The sequence below is a fragment of the Ruegeria sp. BE1 genome, assembly GCF_056538885.1.
In genome coordinates, this window is record NZ_JBQFTY010000008.1 from 20,487 (window position 1) to 38,503 (window position 18,017).

Here is an 18,017-nt window from a genome sequence, read left to right on the forward strand (position 1 = left end):
CTTATGGGGGCGGTCAGCCCCCTGTGCCACCAAAACATCTTGGAACCTGAATCGATGCGTCTTTTGATCATCCTTGTTTTGACCGCACTGGTGGGCTGTTCAGGTCCCAAAAACCTTGTCGGAGTGGAAACGGCCGTGCCGTCCGAAGGCGTTCCGGATCTCACCCGCCATCGGATCTACGTCGCAACACCGCGTGCGCTGTCAGAAGACCCGTCAGAGTTCTTTTCCGGCGCGCGCGCCCCCGAGTTGAGCTTTGCGGCGATCGACGTCACGATTCCGCCCGATCATCAGAAAGGCAAAATTGAACGACCAGCCTCACTGCCCCCTGATCCGCGCAAACACTTTGTTATCGAGACGCCGGGCTTGTTTTCTGACAAAGCGCAGTTTCAGCAGGCGGTCGGCGATGCGGCAAAATCCCTGCCAAGGGAAAACCGCGAAGTTCTGCTGTTCGTACATGGGTACAACACAAACCTGACCAGTGCGGTTTTGCAGATGGCCCAGTTTGTCGAGGATTCCGGATACCAGGGTGTGCCCATCCTGTTCACCTGGGCCTCAAGCGGTCAGACGGTCAAATACGTTTACGACATCAACAGCGCGTTGATCGCCCGAGATCACCTGATCAGCATGTTTTCGGTGATGGAGGACTCGGCAATCGACGGATATGATCTGGTGGCGCATTCGATGGGTACGTTTCTGGTCATGGAGGCCGGACGGCAGGTGTCGATGACAACCGGTTTGAATCCCACAGGAAAGGCGCAAAACGTGGTGCTGGCGGCACCGGACATCGATATCGACCTTTTCCTGACGCAGATCCGCCGTTTCCCCGAACAATACAGGCGGTTCGTTGTGTTGGTGTCGCAGGATGACAAAGCGCTGAAGGCCAGCCAGCGGGTTGCGGGTGGCGTTGCGCGCCTTGGCCAGATCCCCGCCGACGAGCTGGCGGACCTGGGGATCAATGCCATCGATCTGAGCACCGTGGATGACACCGGTACGCTGGCCCATTCGAAATTCAAGGACTCGCCGCAAATCGCACAGCTGATGGGCACTGCCCTGACGCAGAGTTCAAGTTTTGAATCGGATTTCGACTTTTCGGTGGGGCGCACAATCGGCACAGGAATCGATGGGGTTCTTCAGGTCGTGCAGATCGATGGATGAGCGGGCCGAGGCGCAGTGCGCGCGGCAAAAACCACCTGACAATCGCAAAGAGAGGCCCAACATGCGTTCAGGACCGGCATTTTTCAAACGGCTTCGGCCCTCTTCCTTGCAGCTTGCGCTCTGCCCTCACTGACTGCGGCGCAGAGTGACCAGACCGGGTCAGTGGAAGAAACGGCAGGCGCCGGGACAGAGGCGCAGTTCACGACAGAAGAACTGCAAGAGCTTGTCGCGCCCGTCGCCCTTTACCCCGATACGCTGTTGATACAAATCCTTGTTGCGGCCACCTATCCGCTGGAGGTGTCCAAAGCGGATCAGTTTGCCGAAGACACGGCTGACTCAGAGCCCGAAGCACGCAAGGCGCTGATCGAAGAGCAGGGCTGGGACGCCAGCGTGACCGTACTTGCGACGGCCTTCCCCGATACGTTGTCCAGAATGGCCGACAACATCGCCTGGACCGAAACCATCGGCGCCGCGATGCTGGTCCAGAGCGAGGATTTGATGGACGCCGTTCAGGTCAAACGCGCCGAGGCCGAGGCGGCGGGCACGCTTGACAGCGGTCAAGAGCAGATCGTCGAGGTGACGCAAGAGGACAACGGCGACCAGACCATCACCATTGCGCCGACAGACCCTCAGGTCGTCTATGTGCCGCAGTACAACACCGAAACCGTTTATGTCGTTGAGGAAGACGGTGGCAGTTCCGGCGCGAACGAGGCCGTGTCCGCCGCCTTGCTTTTCTTTGGGACAGCCGTGCTGATCGATGCCATTTTTGACGATGACGACGATTGGTACAGGTATTGGGGCTGCCTCAATTGCGGCGGCTGGCATGGCCGGCCGATCCATCATGACCCCGGCAGGATTGCCATCGGGAATGATCGGAACGTGTTCGTCAATACCGGTGATGTGACTGTCGGATGGCAACCTGACCCAAGGCGCGAGGCCGAAGCGCGTCGAACCATTCAGGATCGGCGGGCTCCGGGTGGCGCCACGACACTGCCTGCGCGCAGTCCCAACCGGGGCGACCAACTGCGGCGCGATCTGAGTGATCGGACCGGTGCGGCGGATATCACCCGTCCGCAGAGCGGTCAGATATCCGATCCTGCCCGTATTCCGGACAACGCCCGTCCGGATGTGGGCAGCGGCACGACCGATGTTCGGAACAACGTAAACACCGGCGATCAGGCTAATAGGCCGAGGGGCGCAGAAACACCCAGGCACAACACAGCGCCGGGTGAACCATCGCGACCCGGAAGGCCGCAGGGGCGCCCGACGCGGGGTGCCGACGGGCCGAGAAGAAAGTAATTCAGTTGTTCCGCCACGCGGTGCAGAACAAGGAGGGTTGAGTTTTGCAACAAAGGTCTGGTGTTACGCGTAAAGGGACAAACGGTCCTATGACACGACACATGGGTGCGGCGGCACTGCTGGCGATGTCCGCGCTACCGGGGCACGCTCAGAACACGGCGGGGGAATGGGATTTTGTTGTAACCCCCTATTTGTGGGCACCGGGCTTAACCGGCGACGTATCGCCGGGCCCAAGATCCCCTACCCTGAGCGTGGATGCGTCCTTTAGCGATCTTCTTGAGGAACTGGACATAGGGTTTCTGATCGCGGGCTCGGCGACCAAGGACAGGATCGGGGTCTTTGGTGACCTTCAATACTTTGATTTCAATTCGGGGGATGCATCGCCCGGCCCGCTTTTCAGCTCAGCCGTTGTTGATACGGACATCACGATTGCAACGCTGGGGCTGGAATATGTGGCCTATGGGTCGCCAACGTCCGAGCTGCGCCTGGCCGCGGGCGTTCGGTACTATGACGTTTCGATCAACGGCTCTCTGACCGCGGGTGCGCTGCCGGGCCGGGATGTCACCGGTGGAGACGACTGGTGGGATGGGATTGTCGGAGTACGCGGACAGTCTTTTATCGACGATAACTGGTATCTTACCGGATGGTCTTTTGTGGGTGGCGGCGGTTCGGATTTGGCCGCAGATGTTTTCGGGGGCGTCGGCTATAAAATCAGCGAAACGGTGGATTTGGTCGGGGGGTACAGGTATTTCTCGGTCGATCGCGAAGATGGGAACGGCTTTGTCTACGATGTCGAGCAAAACGGTGCTCTGTTCGGTGTGAAGCTGAAATTCTAGGATGAGCCACCGGGTGAACGGTGTTTCCGGATAGGGTCGTAAGCTGCGCGTGGTTGGGGAAACCACACGCAGACTTTCGGTTTGGCCGCTTGTCTCAGCTGCGGCGGGCCCTGCCGCCTGTCAGAAGGCGGCCTCTACGTCGTTTGTGCAGACATACACGGATTTGACCTGCGAATAGTGTTTAATCGCTTCTTTGGAGTTTTCGCGGCCTACACCCGATCCTTTCATGCCACCGAACGGCGCCTCGACCGGAGTCAGGTTATACGTGTTGATATAACAGCTGCCTGCCTGAAACGCCGCCGAAACCCGGTGAGCCCGTGCAAGATCTTTGGTGAATACGCCAGCGGCCAGACCAAACTCGGTCTCGTTGGCACGGGCAATGGCTTCGTCTTCGGTTTCAAACTCCAACAAAGCCAGGACGGGGCCGAAAATCTCTTCGCGGGCAATGGTCATGTCGTCGGTAACATCGGTGAACAGGGTCGGTTCCATGTAGAAACCGGCGCCGCGATCAAGACGTGCGCCGCCATAGGCCAGTGTCGCCCCCTCGGCCTTGCCCTTTTCAACATAGCCAAGGGCGATGTCCAGCTGTGCCTGACTGACCATGGGGCCAAAACTCACCTGCGGGTCCATCGGGTCACCGATCACAGCGCCCTCCAGCCGTTCGCAAAGGCGTTTGACAAAGGCGTCCTTTATGCCCTTTTGCACGAACACACGGGTACCATTGGAACAGACCTGCCCAGAAGAGTAATAGTTCCCGTTGATCACGCCGCTGATCGCATTCTCAAGATCGGCATCGTCGAAGACAAGTATGGGGGATTTGCCGCCCAATTCCATGGTCACGTGTTTCATGCCTTCGGCGGCGGCGGCATAAACCTTTTTGCCCGTCGGGACCGAGCCGGTCAGAGACACCTTGTCTATCCGCGTGTCGGCCACCATCGCGGCGCTGGCGTCACGCAGGCCCTGCACCACGTTGAAAACACCGGCGGGCGCGCCGGCGTCGGTCAGAAGCTCGGCCAGTTTCAGCGCTGTCAGCGGGGTCGTTTCGGACGGTTTGAACACCATCGTATTGCCACAGGCCAAGGCTGGGGCGGCTTTCCATGAGGCAATCTGGATGGGATAGTTCCATGCGCCGATGCCAAGACACACACCAAGCGCCTCGGGTACGGTGTAGACGAAATCTCCGTTGCCGACGGGGATGTATTCTCCGGTCAAAGTTGCGGCCAGCCCACCGAAATATTCCAATGCCTCTGCCCCCGACAGAGCGTCTGCGACCAGTGTTTCCTGAATCGGCTTGCCAGTGTCGTGGGTTTCGATCTTAGACAGGTCTTCGTTACGCTGACGGATCAGTTCGGCTGCGCGGCGCAATACACGGCCCCGTTCAACGGCTGGGGTCGCAGCCCATGCTTTTTGCGCCGCCCTGGCACTGGAAATGGCCTGTTCGACAATCGCAGGCGTGGCCGAGTGCACCCGGGCGATAACCTCGCCTGTTGCGGGGTAGATCACATCAATGGCCTCACCGTCGGTATCTTCGACATATGCGCCATTGATGAAATGGCTGGCCTTGGGTTGGTACTTCATTCTGTCCTCGTGGAAGAAGTCGCTGCGCCGTGGGGGACAGGGCAGCTTTGACATTGCATTCAAATGGCGCGCGCTGGTGGGTTCAGTCGCTGGCGGGTTTCCCATTCCGGATCGATCCAGACATCGGCATTAGATGCAGGCAGCGGGTCGCGCCCCAGGATCAAATCCGCGCCGCGTTCCCCTACCATCATCGACGGGGCGTTCAGGTTGCCGTTGGGGATCACCGGGAAGATGGACGAGTCCACCACGCGCAGGTTTTCCATTCCGCGGACCCGGCATTCAGGGTCCAGAACGGCCATTGGATCGTCATCGGCACCCATCTTGCAGGTGCCCGATGGATGGTAGGCGGTTTCCGCCTCTTGCCGGACCCAGGCGTCAATCTCATCATCTGTCTGGACATCCGTGCCGGGCGCGTATTCGCCTGCGTTGAACGGGTCAAGCGCCGGTTGATTCATGATTTCCCGCGTCAGACGCACCGCGCGCCGCCAATCCTCGATATCCTCTTGTTCCTTGAGGTAATTGAACAGGATCTTGGGGTGGTCTTCCATGTTCGGAGTTTGGATCCGCACATGCCCGCGGCTTTTGGCCTTGTTCGGACCGACATGTACTTGAAACCCGTCTTCTTTGAAGGCAGGATCGCCGGAATAAGAAATCGCTCCGGGCAAGAAGTGGAACTGGATATCAGGCCAGCGCAACCCTGCGCGCGACCGTATGAACCCACCCGATTCAAACTGGTTTGAGGCCCCGATGCCCTTTTTGGTCAGCAGCCATTGCAGACCGATCTTCGCCTCGTTGAACAGCCCAAGCTTGGAATTCAGGCTGACGGGCTGCGAACAGCGCATTTGAAAGAACACCTCAAGGTGGTCCATCAGGTTTTCGCCGACACCGGGCAGATCATGCACCACCTCAACCCCGGCATTGCGCAGAACATCTGCCGGGCCAATACCCGAAACCTGCAGCAAGGCCGGAGAGTTAAAGGCGCTGGCGGCGATGATCACCTCTTTGTTCGCCTTGGCGATTTTGCGCTGGCCCTTACGATCATATTCGATCCCGGTGGCGCGCTTGCCGTCCAGTACGATACGCTTGGCAAAAGCCCAGGTCTCGATCTTGAGGTTCTTGCGGTGGCGGATCGGTTTCAAGAAACACCGCGCAGTTGAGCTGCGCCGCCCTTCAAACGCTGTCATCTGGTAGGGGCCGAACCCTTCTTGCCGGTAACCGTTATAGTCGGTCGTAGCCGGATAGCCCGCTTCGACGCCCGCGTCGATAAATGCCTGATACAGGGGCGTACCAACCATGTCATTTCCGCGCGAGACTCTCAGGTATCCATCCGTGTTGCGATATTCATCTTCGCTGCCTCTATATTGCTCGCTGCGTTTGAAATAGGGCAGCACCTGCGCATAGCCCCAGCCCTTGGCACCCAGTTCGACCCATTCATCATAATCGCAGGCGTGGCCACGCACGTAGGCCATGCCGTTGATCGCAGACGATCCACCCAAACCCTTGCCCCGATGCTGACCAATCCGGCGATTGTTCATGTAGGGTTCAGGCTCCGTCACGTGTTTCCAGTTAAAGCGGTCAAACTTCATCGGATACGTCATCGCGGCGGGCATGTTGACAAACAGGTTGTCATTCTCGCCTCCGGCCTCAAGCAGCAGCACTGTATTGGCGGCATCTTCGGTCAGTCGGTTGGCCAGGACCGCACCAGCCGAACCCGCGCCCACGATGACATAATCGAACTGTTCCATCGTCGTTTCCCATGTTTCCCGGCGATGTCAGCAAACACGAAGGCTTGCGACCTGATCACCTGTGCACCGCGCAGCGACGCTGGGTTTGCCGTCGCGAGCTGACGCAGTTTTGTTGACTTAACTCTGTTATCGATTTTTAACTGATTGATCAGTCAAAAACGATTTTCTTGGAGCTCTAGCTGACATTGACTGACTTGCCAGTCAACAAAAAACGACGCGTTGCCATCAGGCGCGAGGTCAGGGGTACATCCGACTTTCAGAAAGCCGCCGTCGGGATTGTCAAAATGTGGCTGAAGTCGGCTAAGGGTCTTTTCACCCTTGAGGGTACGGTGGCGACCCGCGGCGCGAATTTTCAGGATGGTTGGGTAACGGATTGCGCGTGGATATTGATCGGGCCTATTGTTTCCCCATGCAGTCGTTCACACGCCAACACAATACGCTCTGGCCCATCGCATGAGTGTCACCCTCAAAGAAGTCGCGGCTCTGGCCGGTGTATCGCGCTCAGCCGTGTCGCGCACGTTTACAAAAGGGGCTTCCGTCTCAGCCAAGACGCGCAGCAAGGTCGAGAAAGCAGCAGCAGAACTGGGCTACAGCCCGAACGCGCTGGCCTCTTCCCTGACCACCGGGCGGACCAAGCTGATCGGTCTGATTTCCAACAACTTTCACAACCCGATCTTTCTGGAAGTGTTCGATCAGTTCACCCGTGCCCTGCAGGAACGCGGGCTGCGCCCGTTGATCGTGAACCTGACGGATGAGACGGAACCTACAAACTCTGTGCGGATGTTGCGGCAATATTCGGTGGACGCGGCGATTGTCGCCTCATCAACCCTGCCCCCAAGCTTTGCCAAGGCATTTCATGATGCGGGCGTTCCGGTTGTGCATACGTTTGGCCGCTCGGCAACCTCGCCCGAGGTGCATGTGGTTGGCATCGACAACGTGGAATGCGGACGCATGGCCGCCCGCGAGCTTTTGGCGCGCGGTTACCGCCATGTGGGTTATCTGGGTGGGCCCAAAGACGCCACATCCGCCATGGACCGCTATCGCGGTTTCATGGAAGAGGCCGAAAAGCACCCCGACCTGAATGTGACGCATTCCTTTGCGGGTGCCTATTCGTTTGAGGCGGGGCGCGCGGAAATGTTGCGCCTGTTGCAGGGTCAGCCCGCCGAAGGGTATTTCTGCGGCGATGACATTCTGTCGATCGGGGCCTTGTCCGCGCTGTCAGACCATGGCCTGCAACCCGGCAAGGACATCGGCATAATCGGTCTGAACGACATGGAGATGTCGCGCTGGCAAAGCGTTGATCTGACCACAATCCACCAGCCGATCAAACAGATCATCACCGCCTCAGTCGATCTGGTCGAAGAGATGCTGAAAGATCCTGCGCGCTATCCCGAAGCCCGGATTTTTCCCTGCCGCGTGATCGAGCGGGGCACGTTACGGCCCCGCACCTGATCAACGGAACATGGGCGGGCGCGCATCGGTCCAGGCGCCGTCGTTCTTCGACGAAGCCACCGCCGCATGCACGGCAGCAATAGACCGCACGCCGTCCGCGGGTGTCGGCAAGCCATCGCGGGTTTCGCCCTGAATGGCGTCAGCCAGATCGCAATAGATATTCGCAACCGCCAGCGGGAACCCTTCGGGATGGGCAATGGCGACACGGGACAGGCGCTGCGCGTCTTCATGCAAGCCGCCTTCGCCCTTTTCGATGATCTGTGTGCGGCCATTGACGGGGGTATAGACCAACTGGTTCGGTTGTTCCGACATCCAGCGTAAACCACCGGTTTCGCCAAAGACCTGAATGTCGAACCCGTGCTGCCGCCCGATGGCCACGGATGAGGTCCACAACCGCCCAACCGCGCCGCCCTCGGTGCGGAAGTTGACCATGGCGTCATCCTCAAGCGCGCGGCTGGGGATGGTCGAGGCCATATCCGCCGACAGCGTTTTGACCTCATCATCACTGATAAAACTTGCCATATGCAGGGCGTGGATACCGCAATCGGCAAACTGCCCGGACACGCCTGCCATCGCCGGATCATAACGCCAGCGCACACGGGGGTTGTCGGCATCCGTGGCATCCCCGTGGTGTCCATGGCTGAAATTCGTCACCACCAGACGCACTTTGCCGATGTCCCCCGCCCGCACCATCGCGCGGGCCTGCCGGACCATCGGATAGGCGGAATAACAGTAATTGACCGCACAAATCTTACCCGAGGCTTCGGCGACGCGGACGATCTCTTCGCCCTCTTCCACCGTCATGGTCATCGGCTTTTCGCACAGCACGTGGAACCCGGCCTCAAGAAAGGCTTTCGCAATCTCGAAATGGGTGGCGTTCGGTGTTGCAATCGTTACCAGATCGATCCGGTCGGCGCGGTCTTTTTCACCGGCCAGCATCTCTTGCCAGTCGCCATAGGCACGGTCCTGCGCTACCCCCAGACGTTGCGCATATTCGCGCCCGACATCGGGGCGATGATCCAGTGCGCCCGCAGTGAATTCGAACATCCCGTCAGCCAATGCACCCAAACGGTGGGCGGGTCCGATCTGACTGCCCTCGCCCCCGCCAATCATGCCCCATTTCAGTTTTGCCATGATCTTAGTCTCTCTTCTATCATGCCGATATTTGCGTCAGAAATCGCTGACCGCCTGCCATTGCCGCTGGTCCGAGGATGCAAGTGCTGCCGCCAGAACCCGGTTGACCTCATGCCCAACGCGGAACGTGGGCCAGATATTCTGGCCGGTGTGAATGGCGTGCAGGAAATCCTTGGCCTCAATGATGATCTGATCCTGATACCCGGTCCCGTGCCCCGGCCCCTGACAGAAGGGTTCATAATCAGGGTGGGCAGGGCCGGTCAGGATTTTGGTAAAGCCCCGCGTCGCCTCAGGCCCTTCGCTGCGATACAACCACAGGGCGTTCTGATCCTCTTGATCGAAGCGGATCGCGCCCTTCGTGCCCGAGATTTCATAGGCATAGCCCATCTTCCGCCCCGTCGCGACACGGCTGAAATACAGATTGCCCATGACGCCATTCTCAAAGCGGCACATCATCTGGGCGTGGTCATCATTGGTGACCTCGCCACCCGGACGATGACGGTGCACGGTTTCGACATCCGCCATGACCTGCGTGATCGGCCCGATCAGAGCCAGCGCACCGTTGACCATATGGGGTGCCAGATCCCCGATCGTGCCATTGGCCATGCCCGTTGTACGCCAACTCGCCGGAGCCTGCGGATCGGCATAAAAATCTTCGGTATGTTCGCCCCGAAACCATGTGATATCCCCGATCTCACCATTCGCGATCAGCTGCCTTGCGAATTGGCTGGCCGGGGTTCGGATATAGTTGAACCCAACCATATTGATCGCGCTTGCAGCCTCGGCTGCTGCCACCATCGCGCGGCTGTCATCGAGCGAGGCCCCCAGTGGTTTTTCGCACAGCACCGGCTTGCCCAAGGCAAAGGCCGCTTCGGCAATCTGACGGTGCGTGGTTTGCGGTGAGGCGATCACGATTGCCTCTACCTTAGGGTCATTCACCAGCGCGCGCCAATCCTTGGTCGCGCGCTGAAACCCATAGGCTGCGCGATAGCGTTCGGCACTGTCGGCGGTTGAGGCGCAGATCACCTCAAGCCGGGGGCGAAGGACGGTGTTGAACACGGCCCCCACGGCGGCCATCGCAACGGAATGGGCCTTGCCCATATAGCCGCCACCGACGATTCCTATTCCGATTTCAGGCATGTGCAACGGCTCCGAACATTGTATTTGCAACCGGTTGCAAAATGAGTATCGTGTGAATCGATTCAACGCAAGGACCAACGATCCCTGCCCGCCCTTTTTGCCGGAGGACACGACGTGAGCACTTTGATGGATGGGATCAAGGGAAACCGGTTTGCCGTCTTCGGGCGCGCGGGCATCGATCTGTTCGCCGAGCCCATCAATGTCAAAAGCGAGGATGCAGGCACCTTTCACGCCGATCTGGGCGGGTCCTCGGCCAATATCTGCGCGGGGCTGGTCAAGCTGGGCAGTCAGGCGTCACTGGTCACATCGATCTCGGACGATGCGGTGGGGCGGTTCTGCATGAACCGGCTGGCGCATTACGGCGTGGATACATCGTATATCCGCGTTCAGGGCGGCGAATATCGCACCTCACTGGCCTTGTATGAAAGCCGGACAGAGGATTTCCAAAACGTCATCTACCGCAACGGAGCGGTTGATTTTCAGGTCACCGAAGAAGACGTGGACAAGGTAGACTACACCGCCTTTACAGCCGTGCTGTCCGCCGGGACAGTGTTCGCCGCCGAGCCGTCGCGCAGCGCCACGTTCCGAGCCTTTGAAAACGCCCGCAAGGCAGGATTGCCGGTGATTTTCGACATAGACTACCGCCCCTACAGCTGGCCATCGCCCGAAGTGGCCGCCGATGTGCTGTCACGCGCCGGTGACGCCAGCGACCTGATCGTCGGCAATGACGAAGAGTTCGGCTTCATGGCAGGCGGCATTGAGAAAGGTTTTGCCAAGGCTCAGGACCTGGCCCGCAAGCCGGGGCGCGTCGTGATCTACAAGATGGGCGAAAAGGGCGCGGTCACTTTGGCGGACGGGCAGGAGATCGAAACCGGCATCTACCCCGTTGACGCGATCAAACCCGTCGGTGCCGGCGACAGTTTCATGGCCGGGCTGCTGGCCTCAATCGCGGCGGGCTATCCGCTGAAAGAGGCGGTGATGCGCGGGTCGGCCTGTGCGTCGATTGTCGTGTCGCATCCCGGCTGCTCTCCGGCCATGCCGACCACGTCTGAACTGGACGCATTTCTGGCGTCCCACCCCGGTCCGACGACCTAGGAGGTCCCCATGCACATCGCCCCATTCGACAATCAGAACAAGCCCATCGTGGATGCCGATGATCCAACAGTTCCGCTGAACTATTTCAACATCGTCAAACTGAAAAAGGGCGACGCGTTCGAATATCAGGTGCCCGGCTATGAGACCTGCATTGTTCCGGCAACCGGCAGCGTCGATGTCGACATCGACGGCGTCCCCTTCCCCGCTTTGGGAAACCGGGGCGAGGATGTCTGGGACGGCGAACCCGAGGGGGTCTATGTCCCTGTTGGGGCCAAGGCGCAGATGGTTTGCCTGTCCGAGTCCGCCGAGGTGTTCGTGGCCGGTGCAAAATACGACAAGGTGCTGGAACCGTTCGATGTGCGCGAACATGACCTAGTGCAATATGGCAGCGATGACACCAAAACCCATCGCAAGATCAAGCACATACTAGGCCAAAAACAACACGACAAGGTGGGCCGCCTGCTGGTGAGCGAGTTGTTCACCGTCGGCCAGGGCGGCTGGTCGGGTTTCCCCAGCCACAAGCATGACACCAACCGCCTGCCCGATGAGACGCGGCATGATGAGACCTATAATTTCCGCTTCAAACCCAACTGGGGCTCGGGTCTGCAGATGCTGCAGCGTGAAGACAACGAACCCGGCGATGCGTATCACATCGTCGATGGATCGACCGTTTGCATCGACAATGGCTACCACCCCTGCTGTGTTCTGCCGGGGTACGAGATGTATTATTTCACCATCCTCGCCGGCCTGAGCCAGCGGTCGCTGGTGCAGTATTTCCAGCCCACCCATGCCTATCAGATCGAAACGATCCCGGGCATCAAAGACATGATCGCCAAGTTCAAATGACGCTTGTTACTCTGAAAGACGTCCTGCAGCCCGCATATGAACAAGGCTATGCCGTTGGCGGGTTGGTGACGCTGGGTTGGGAAGACATGCGTGCCTATGTGGCCGCAGCTGAGGCCGAAAACGCCCCCCTGATCCTGCAAGCGGGCCCAAGCTGTCGCGAGCACACGCCCTTGCCGATCCTTGGCAAGATGTTCCGGCATCTGGCCGAAAACGCCTCGGTCCCCGTTGTGGCGCATCTTGACCATGGCTATACCTTCGAAGAGTGCAGGATCGCGCTGGAGAGCGGCTTTACCTCGCTGATGTTTGACGGGTCGCGCAAACCCTTGCAGCAAAACATCGATGAGACCGCCGCCATTGCCGAGATGGCCCACGCCGCCGGGATTTCCTGCGAGGGTGAGATCGGGTTTGTCGGCTATTCCGGAGGCGAAGGATCAAACGGTACCGATCCGGCAGAGGCCGCGCAATTCGCCCGGCAAAGCGGCGTCGACGCGATGGCGATCTCGGTTGGCAATGTGCATCTGCAACAAGACAAAGAGGGCGGGCTGGATGAGGCCCGCATCGCCGAGATCGACACGCTGACCGATGTCCCGCTGGTGATCCATGGCGGCTCGGGCGTGCCGGTGGAACAACGCGCGCGCCTGTCGCGCGACACTTCGATCTGCAAGTTCAACATCGGCACCGAATTGCGGATGGCCTTTGGTCACGCGCTGCGTGAGGCCGTGAACAGTGACCCCGACCGGTTTGACCGCGTGACCATCCTGAAAGAAACGCATGATCCGGTCGAGGCCGCCGCCCGCACCGTCATCCGGGCGTTTGGCGCGCCGCCTCAGCGGTAGGATCAGGCGTCACGCTCCATGATCCATTCGACCTCGGGCGCCGGGACGAACCGCCATTTGCGCAAAGGTCCGGCCATGACGTTCAGATAATACATCTCGAACCCGTAGGGCGCGCCACAGGGGTGATGGCCGCGCGGCACGCACACTACATCCCCGTCCGATACGGCCATGGTTTCGTCCAACTGACCGTCATCGGTATAGACCCGCTGGATACCAAAGCCATTGGCCGGGTTCAGGCGGTGGTAATAGGTCTCTTCCAGATAGGTGATGCGCGGATAGTCATCCTCGTCATGGCGGTGGCTGGGGTAGGATGACCAGTGCCCGTTTGGCGTGAACACCTCGGTCACCAGCAGGCTGTCGGCGTAATCCTCATGTTCCATCGCGATGTTGTTGATATGACGCGAGTTCACGCCCTTGCCGCGCTCGGTCAGCGTGATGCCGTCCGGCCCAATGCGCCGCGCCTTATGCCCGCCCTTGCCGGGGGCCGAACACACCGCCAGCACGCAATCGGTTTCCGCCACGGCCTCCCACTCGGTCCCGTTTGGCAGGTACAAGCAATGGGGCGCGGTCTTTTCAAAAACATTCATCCGGTCGCCCAGAACGCCCCAGTCCTGCCCCGCGCCTGAGATCCGTGCCTTGCCTTCAACCATGACCAAAATAACCTCACGGTCGCCGGTTACTTCAGCCGCCTTGTCGCCTGCTTTCAGATGGTAAAGGCCAAACCCGACATAGCGCCAACCGGCGCTGGCAGGGGTGATGTCATGCACTTTGCCCCGTGTGCCAAAAGGTTTCTTGAGCAGGTCTGCCATTCTCTTCTTCTCCTTTCGGGCGGGATGGGCCCGCCCGGTTCTTGCGTCACGCGGCCCGGCGCTGATGCTGGGTTGCGAGCGTTTCAGCCAATTGAGTCTCGCTCCACCCTTCGGACAGAGCCTGCCGCAGAATGTCCGCCTGACTGGCGGGGGCATTGCCGCCAACGGGTGGGTCGGTGTCGAGATTGGTGGGAAACGGATACCCCTCGGCCGTGGCGGCGATGGCCGCGTCCAAAGCCAATCCGGTCAGCGCCCCACGTTGTTTCAACGCGATCAGCGCGGAGTAAACCGTCAGACACATGCTGCGGCGGTCGATGGCCTCCATCGCGCGGCCAAAAGCCGATGATACCTGCAACAGGTTGGCCATCCGGTCGATATTCGCGCTGCGGTTCGCGCCAGCTGCGTGGAACAGGGCCGGGTTGAAGAACACCGCGTCGCCCTTGGACAATGGCAGCTGAATACAGGACGCCTCAAAATACTCCCGATGGGCGGGATCGTGGAACGCCAGATATCCGGGCGCATAGAGCTGCGAAAACGGCAACAGCTTGGTCGGCCCGCTTTCCACCGGCATATCGCAATGGGCCACTGCGCCTTGCAGGGTCAGAGTTGCTGTCACCATATGCGCATGCACGGGGTAGCGCGCCGCCATTTCAGCGCTTTGAAACCCCAGGTGATAGTCGCGATGCGCTTGCTGCGCCTGACCGCCGGGGCGTACTTGATTGACCTGCGCGGTCATCTGATAGTTCGGCCCCAGCCACGCCTCACACGCAGCGGCAATCGCCGGGTTCCCGTAGTAAAGCGCAAAGCCTTCGGGATCGTGCATGCACTGTTTTTGCAACGCGTTCCACACCCGGTCATTCGCGCCTGAGGCGGCAAAGTGATCGCCCTCACCGCCGCCGCCTTCACGTTCCTGGGCGATGATGTCGCGGAACACGTCAGTCGCCCGGTCGATCACCGAGGTATCCGCATAAGCCCCCTTCAAGGCGATCACACCCGCCGAGCTGTTCAGGACATGTCCCCACTCGGCCAGCAATTGCTTTCGCTGCTGGGTATCCTCCAACGCCGGTCGCAATGAATCCATGTCATAGACCGGTACGTTCTTTTCGACCGATACCGCGTGGGGCACCGCGTCAGTGGTCAGGCTTTGCGAGGTCAACACCTTGAATTCATCCAGATCACAGGATTCCCGGTCAAAATATCCGACATATCCAAGTTCTTGATGCACCATGATTTTCTCCTTTCTCATGGCTTGGGTGTTGCCCCTGCGGGCGGTGAGTTATGCGGTGATCGTCAGCCCGGCCTCCCCACAGACTTTGACAATGTGCTCATAGCCCTTTTTCGAATACTCATAGGGCGAGGCTTTGGCCGGGTCCTGTTCGGCCTCAACCACGATCCAGCCGCTGTACTCCATTGCTTTCAGCGCGTTCGCCACGGCCTGAAAATCAATGCAGCCATCGCCGGGGACGGTGAATGCGCCGGCAATCACGGCGTCCAGAAAACTGCGCTCATTCTCGCGCGTGTTTTGCACCACGGCGGGGCGGATGTCCTTGAAATGCACATGGTGCACGCGGTCGCCCCAACGGTTCAGGGTGGCCAACACATCGCCTCCGCCAAACAGCAGATGGCCTGTGTCAAAACACAGCTTCACCTCGGGGCCCGACCCCTCCATCAGCCAGTTCACGTCGTCTTCGCTTTCGATGATCGTGCCCATGTGATGGTGATAGGCCATCGGCATGCCCTGATCGGCCATCCACTTGGCCAGTTCCGTGATCTTGGCCGCATAGGCCAGAACCTCGTCTTTCGACAGTTTGGGTCGGTCATTGACCGGCGTTCCGATCTGGCCCTGCACGGTGTTCGAACATTCGGCATAGACGATGCAGGGACTGTTCAGCGCCACGAATTGTTCGACCTGTTCGCGCACGGCCTCGCGCTCGGTTGCGAAATCGTTCACCAGCGACGCGCCCGAGCACCAGCCCCCACACAGCGCGATGTCGTTCGCCTCAAGATAGGCACGTAACCCTTCGGTATCGCCGGGCATGCGCTGGCCACGTTCGACGCCGGTATAGCCGATCTGGCGCGACTCTTTCAGCGCCTGCTCCATGGTGTAAGCAGCCGTCAGATCCGGCAGATCATCATTCTGCCACGCGATCGGAGAGATTCCGATTTTCACGTTCATTTGGTGTTTCTTTCCTTGATCGCCAGCTCATAGGCCGCGCGTTTTTCGTTCACTTCTGGGCGGATGCTGACCTCGGGCACAGCGACCTCCCACCACGTGCCGCCATATTCGGTCGAGGGGTACGGATCGGTATCGATGACAACCACATATGGACCCTTGATGTCGGCGCGCTTGGCCAGCGCGTCCTCCAACTCGGCAATTGAACCAACCTTGACCGAGGTGGCGCCCATCGCCGCCGCATGGGCGGCAAAGTCGATGGCCGACGGCGTCTCATGCACCGCATGGTCCAGCAGGTTGTTAAACTCGGCCCCGCCAGTGCCCATCTGCAGGCGGTTGATGCAGCCAAAGCCCCGGTTGTCCGTGATCACCACGGTAAACGAGACGCCCATCATCGCCGCCGAGGCCATCTCGGAATTGGCCATCATATAGGTGCCGTCGCCGGTGAAACAGATCACATCGCGCTCAGGCTCAGCCATTTTGATGCCCATGGCACCCGCGATCTCATACCCCATGCAGCTAAAGCCATATTCCATGTGATACGCACCGGGGCGCGGGGCTTTCCACAGCTTGTGCAACTCACCCGGCATGGTGCCCGCGGCACACATCACAACTGTGTCGTTATGCGAGGCACGCTGGACCGCGCCCACAACCTGCATGTCCGTCGGCAACGCATTCCCGTCACCGGGCGCATCGGTCAGCTTATCAACCTTGCCATACCAATCGGCCTTGAGCGTGTCCGAAACCGGATCGGCGCGATAGCCCTGCAAACCCGCGCCAAGCTCTTCCAACCCAACTCGGGCATCCGATTGCAAGGGCATCGCGCCGTGTTTCTCGGCGTCATATGCGCCGGTGTTCAGGCAGATCATCTCACGCTCTGGGTTCGAAAACAGGCCCCATGAGCCGGTGGTGAAATCCTGCAACCGCGTGCCCACGGCCAGCACCAGATCAGCCTTGGCGCAGACATCATTGGCCGGTTCACCGCCCGTCACGCCGACTGGCCCAAGGTTCAGCGGATGATCCCAGGCCAGCGCAGACTTACCTGCCTGCGTTTCGGTGATCGGAATATTGTGCGTCTCGGCAAAGCTCTGCAAAGCATCCGTCGCCCCCGAGTAATGCACGCCGCCGCCCGCGATGATCACAGGCCGTTTGGCCGCCTTAATCGCCGCCACAGCACGGGCCAACTCGCCCTCATCCGGGCGGATACGGCGCTGATACCAGACGCGCGGTTCAAAGAAGCTTTTGGGATAGTCATAGGCCTCGGCCTGCACGTCCTGACAAAAGGCCAGCGTGACGGGCCCGCAATCGGCAGGGTCCGTCATGGTGCGAAAGGCGCGCGGCAGCGCGGTCAACAGATGTTCGGGCCGCGTGATCCGGTCGAAGTATCGGCTGACCGGACGGAAGCAATCATTGGCACTGACAGTACCGTCACTGAAGTTTTCGGGCTGTTGCAGCACCGGGTCGGGCCCTCTCGTGGCAAACACGTCACCGGGCAGCAGCAGAACCGGTAGGCGGTTCACATAAGCCAGCGCCGCCGCCGTTACCATATTCGTCGCCCCTGGCCCGATCGAGGACGTCACCGCCATCGCCCGCGTGCGCCGCTTTTGCTTGGCATAGGCAATCGCGCAATGGGCCATGGTCTGCTCGTTATGACCGCGATAGGTGGGCAGAGTGTCTTTCACAGCATGCAGGGCCTCACCCAGCCCGGCCACATTGCCGTGGCCGAAGATGGCCCAAACACCGGCGATGAATGGCTCGCCACCCTCGTTCATCTGCGCGCCCAGATAGCGCACCAAGGCCTGCGCCGCGGTCAGTCGGATTGTCTTGCTCATTCGTGTTTCCTTTCAACACACGGCCCGCATGCAATACCTATGTGGGCGATCCGTTGAATTTCAGTTTTGCCAATATGCGTGACGGGG

General features: G+C 59.8%; 15 protein-coding genes. 7 read left to right on the plus strand and 8 right to left on the minus strand.

The features are described from left to right. Nucleotides 1-54: 54 nt before the first annotated feature. The 3 genes from ACR0J5_RS18905 to ACR0J5_RS18915 all read left to right on the plus strand — a co-directional run bounded on the left by ACR0J5_RS18905 (nucleotide 55) and on the right by ACR0J5_RS18915 (nucleotide 3,290). Nucleotides 55-1,155, plus strand: a complete 1,101-nt coding sequence (locus ACR0J5_RS18905) for an alpha/beta hydrolase (protein ID WP_480656153.1) — start codon at nucleotides 55-57, stop codon at nucleotides 1,153-1,155. 162 nt (nucleotides 1,156-1,317) lie between these two features. After that, nucleotides 1,318-2,454, plus strand: coding sequence for a DUF3300 domain-containing protein (locus ACR0J5_RS18910; protein ID WP_480656155.1), 1,137 nt, complete (start codon nucleotides 1,318-1,320; stop codon nucleotides 2,452-2,454). An 89-nt stretch (nucleotides 2,455-2,543) separates the two neighbouring features. Further along, nucleotides 2,544-3,290: a hypothetical protein gene (locus ACR0J5_RS18915; protein ID WP_480656157.1), complete on the plus strand. Its 747-nt coding sequence runs from the start codon at nucleotides 2,544-2,546 to the stop codon at nucleotides 3,288-3,290. A gap of 120 nt (nucleotides 3,291-3,410) precedes the next feature. On the opposite strand, the gene betB is transcribed toward ACR0J5_RS18915, so the two are convergent. After that, the gene (gene betB, locus ACR0J5_RS18920; protein ID WP_480656159.1) at nucleotides 3,411-4,868 is read right to left on the minus strand and encodes a betaine-aldehyde dehydrogenase; all 1,458 of its coding nucleotides are present in this window, start codon (nucleotides 4,866-4,868) and stop codon (nucleotides 3,411-3,413) included. Between the two features lie 59 nt (nucleotides 4,869-4,927). Beyond that, nucleotides 4,928-6,613 (minus strand): choline dehydrogenase, encoded by a 1,686-nt coding sequence (gene betA / locus ACR0J5_RS18925; protein ID WP_480656161.1) that lies wholly within the window; start codon nucleotides 6,611-6,613, stop codon nucleotides 4,928-4,930. 453 nt (nucleotides 6,614-7,066) lie between these two features. On the opposite strand from betA, the gene ACR0J5_RS18930 reads away from it, so the two are divergent. After that, nucleotides 7,067-8,065 (plus strand): LacI family DNA-binding transcriptional regulator, encoded by a 999-nt coding sequence (locus ACR0J5_RS18930; protein WP_480656163.1) that lies wholly within the window; start codon nucleotides 7,067-7,069, stop codon nucleotides 8,063-8,065. On the opposite strand, the gene ACR0J5_RS18935 is transcribed toward ACR0J5_RS18930, so the two are convergent. Further along, nucleotides 8,066-9,199, minus strand: coding sequence for a Gfo/Idh/MocA family protein (locus tag ACR0J5_RS18935; RefSeq protein ID WP_480656165.1), 1,134 nt, complete (start codon nucleotides 9,197-9,199; stop codon nucleotides 8,066-8,068). It lies immediately after the preceding gene. A gap of 36 nt (nucleotides 9,200-9,235) precedes the next feature. Then, nucleotides 9,236-10,339 carry a Gfo/Idh/MocA family protein gene (locus tag ACR0J5_RS18940; protein ID WP_480656167.1) on the minus strand — a complete coding sequence of 368 codons (1,104 nt, stop codon included), beginning with the start codon at nucleotides 10,337-10,339 and terminating at the stop codon, nucleotides 9,236-9,238. A 126-nt stretch (nucleotides 10,340-10,465) separates the two neighbouring features. On the opposite strand from ACR0J5_RS18940, the gene iolC reads away from it, so the two are divergent. From iolC to ACR0J5_RS18955, 3 genes are read left to right on the plus strand one after another with little or no spacing between them, the layout of a single operon-like run. Continuing rightward, nucleotides 10,466-11,434 (plus strand): 5-dehydro-2-deoxygluconokinase, encoded by a 969-nt coding sequence (gene iolC, locus ACR0J5_RS18945; protein WP_480656392.1) that lies wholly within the window; start codon nucleotides 10,466-10,468, stop codon nucleotides 11,432-11,434. Between the two features lie 9 nt (nucleotides 11,435-11,443). Continuing rightward, nucleotides 11,444-12,280 (plus strand): 5-deoxy-glucuronate isomerase, encoded by an 837-nt coding sequence (locus ACR0J5_RS18950; RefSeq protein WP_480656169.1) that lies wholly within the window; start codon nucleotides 11,444-11,446, stop codon nucleotides 12,278-12,280. Then, entirely contained in the window at nucleotides 12,277-13,116 is an 840-nt protein-coding gene (locus tag ACR0J5_RS18955) for a class II fructose-bisphosphate aldolase (protein WP_480656171.1), read from the plus strand. The genes ACR0J5_RS18950 and ACR0J5_RS18955 overlap by 4 nt, the downstream gene beginning before the upstream one ends. Before the next feature lie 2 nt (nucleotides 13,117-13,118). On the opposite strand, the gene iolB is transcribed toward ACR0J5_RS18955, so the two are convergent. Genes iolB through iolD form a run of 4 tightly spaced genes read right to left on the minus strand, consistent with a single transcriptional unit; the run spans nucleotide 13,119 to nucleotide 17,930 of the window. After that, nucleotides 13,119-13,925 (minus strand): 5-deoxy-glucuronate isomerase, encoded by an 807-nt coding sequence (gene iolB, locus ACR0J5_RS18960; RefSeq protein ID WP_480656173.1) that lies wholly within the window; start codon nucleotides 13,923-13,925, stop codon nucleotides 13,119-13,121. Nucleotides 13,926-13,971: 46 nt separating this feature from the next. After that, nucleotides 13,972-15,153: a phytanoyl-CoA dioxygenase family protein gene (locus tag ACR0J5_RS18965; RefSeq protein ID WP_480656175.1), complete on the minus strand. Its 1,182-nt coding sequence runs from the start codon at nucleotides 15,151-15,153 to the stop codon at nucleotides 13,972-13,974. 48 nt (nucleotides 15,154-15,201) lie between these two features. After that, on the minus strand, nucleotides 15,202-16,101 hold the full coding sequence (iolE, locus tag ACR0J5_RS18970) for a myo-inosose-2 dehydratase (protein WP_480656177.1): 900 nt from the start codon (nucleotides 16,099-16,101) through the stop codon (nucleotides 15,202-15,204). Next, nucleotides 16,098-17,930 (minus strand): 3D-(3,5/4)-trihydroxycyclohexane-1,2-dione acylhydrolase (decyclizing), encoded by a 1,833-nt coding sequence (gene iolD, locus ACR0J5_RS18975; protein ID WP_480656179.1) that lies wholly within the window; start codon nucleotides 17,928-17,930, stop codon nucleotides 16,098-16,100. The genes iolE and iolD overlap by 4 nt, the downstream gene beginning before the upstream one ends. Between the last annotated feature and the right edge of the window lie 87 nt (nucleotides 17,931-18,017).

Excerpts from the sequence above, each read along its gene's own strand:
- ACR0J5_RS18905 (WP_480656153.1), top strand. The coding sequence starts at position 55 with ATGCGTCTTTTGATCATCCTTGTTTTGACCGCACTGGTGGGCTGTTCA.
- iolC (WP_480656392.1), top strand. The coding sequence starts at position 10,466 with ATGGATGGGATCAAGGGAAACCGGTTTGCCGTCTTCGGGCGCGCGGGC.
- ACR0J5_RS18940 (WP_480656167.1), bottom strand. The coding sequence starts at position 10,339 with ATGCCTGAAATCGGAATAGGAATCGTCGGTGGCGGCTATATGGGCAAG.
- iolB (WP_480656173.1), bottom strand. The coding sequence starts at position 13,925 with ATGGCAGACCTGCTCAAGAAACCTTTTGGCACACGGGGCAAAGTGCAT.
- betA (WP_480656161.1), bottom strand. The coding sequence starts at position 6,613 with ATGGAACAGTTCGATTATGTCATCGTGGGCGCGGGTTCGGCTGGTGCG.
- iolE (WP_480656177.1), bottom strand. The coding sequence starts at position 16,101 with ATGAACGTGAAAATCGGAATCTCTCCGATCGCGTGGCAGAATGATGAT.
- betB (WP_480656159.1), bottom strand. The coding sequence starts at position 4,868 with ATGAAGTACCAACCCAAGGCCAGCCATTTCATCAATGGCGCATATGTC.
- ACR0J5_RS18935 (WP_480656165.1), bottom strand. The coding sequence starts at position 9,199 with ATGGCAAAACTGAAATGGGGCATGATTGGCGGGGGCGAGGGCAGTCAG.
- ACR0J5_RS18950 (WP_480656169.1), top strand. The coding sequence starts at position 11,444 with ATGCACATCGCCCCATTCGACAATCAGAACAAGCCCATCGTGGATGCC.
- iolD (WP_480656179.1), bottom strand. The coding sequence starts at position 17,930 with ATGAGCAAGACAATCCGACTGACCGCGGCGCAGGCCTTGGTGCGCTAT.
- ACR0J5_RS18965 (WP_480656175.1), bottom strand. The coding sequence starts at position 15,153 with ATGGTGCATCAAGAACTTGGATATGTCGGATATTTTGACCGGGAATCC.
- ACR0J5_RS18915 (WP_480656157.1), top strand. The coding sequence starts at position 2,544 with ATGACACGACACATGGGTGCGGCGGCACTGCTGGCGATGTCCGCGCTA.
- ACR0J5_RS18930 (WP_480656163.1), top strand. The coding sequence starts at position 7,067 with ATGAGTGTCACCCTCAAAGAAGTCGCGGCTCTGGCCGGTGTATCGCGC.
- ACR0J5_RS18955 (WP_480656171.1), top strand. The coding sequence starts at position 12,277 with ATGACGCTTGTTACTCTGAAAGACGTCCTGCAGCCCGCATATGAACAA.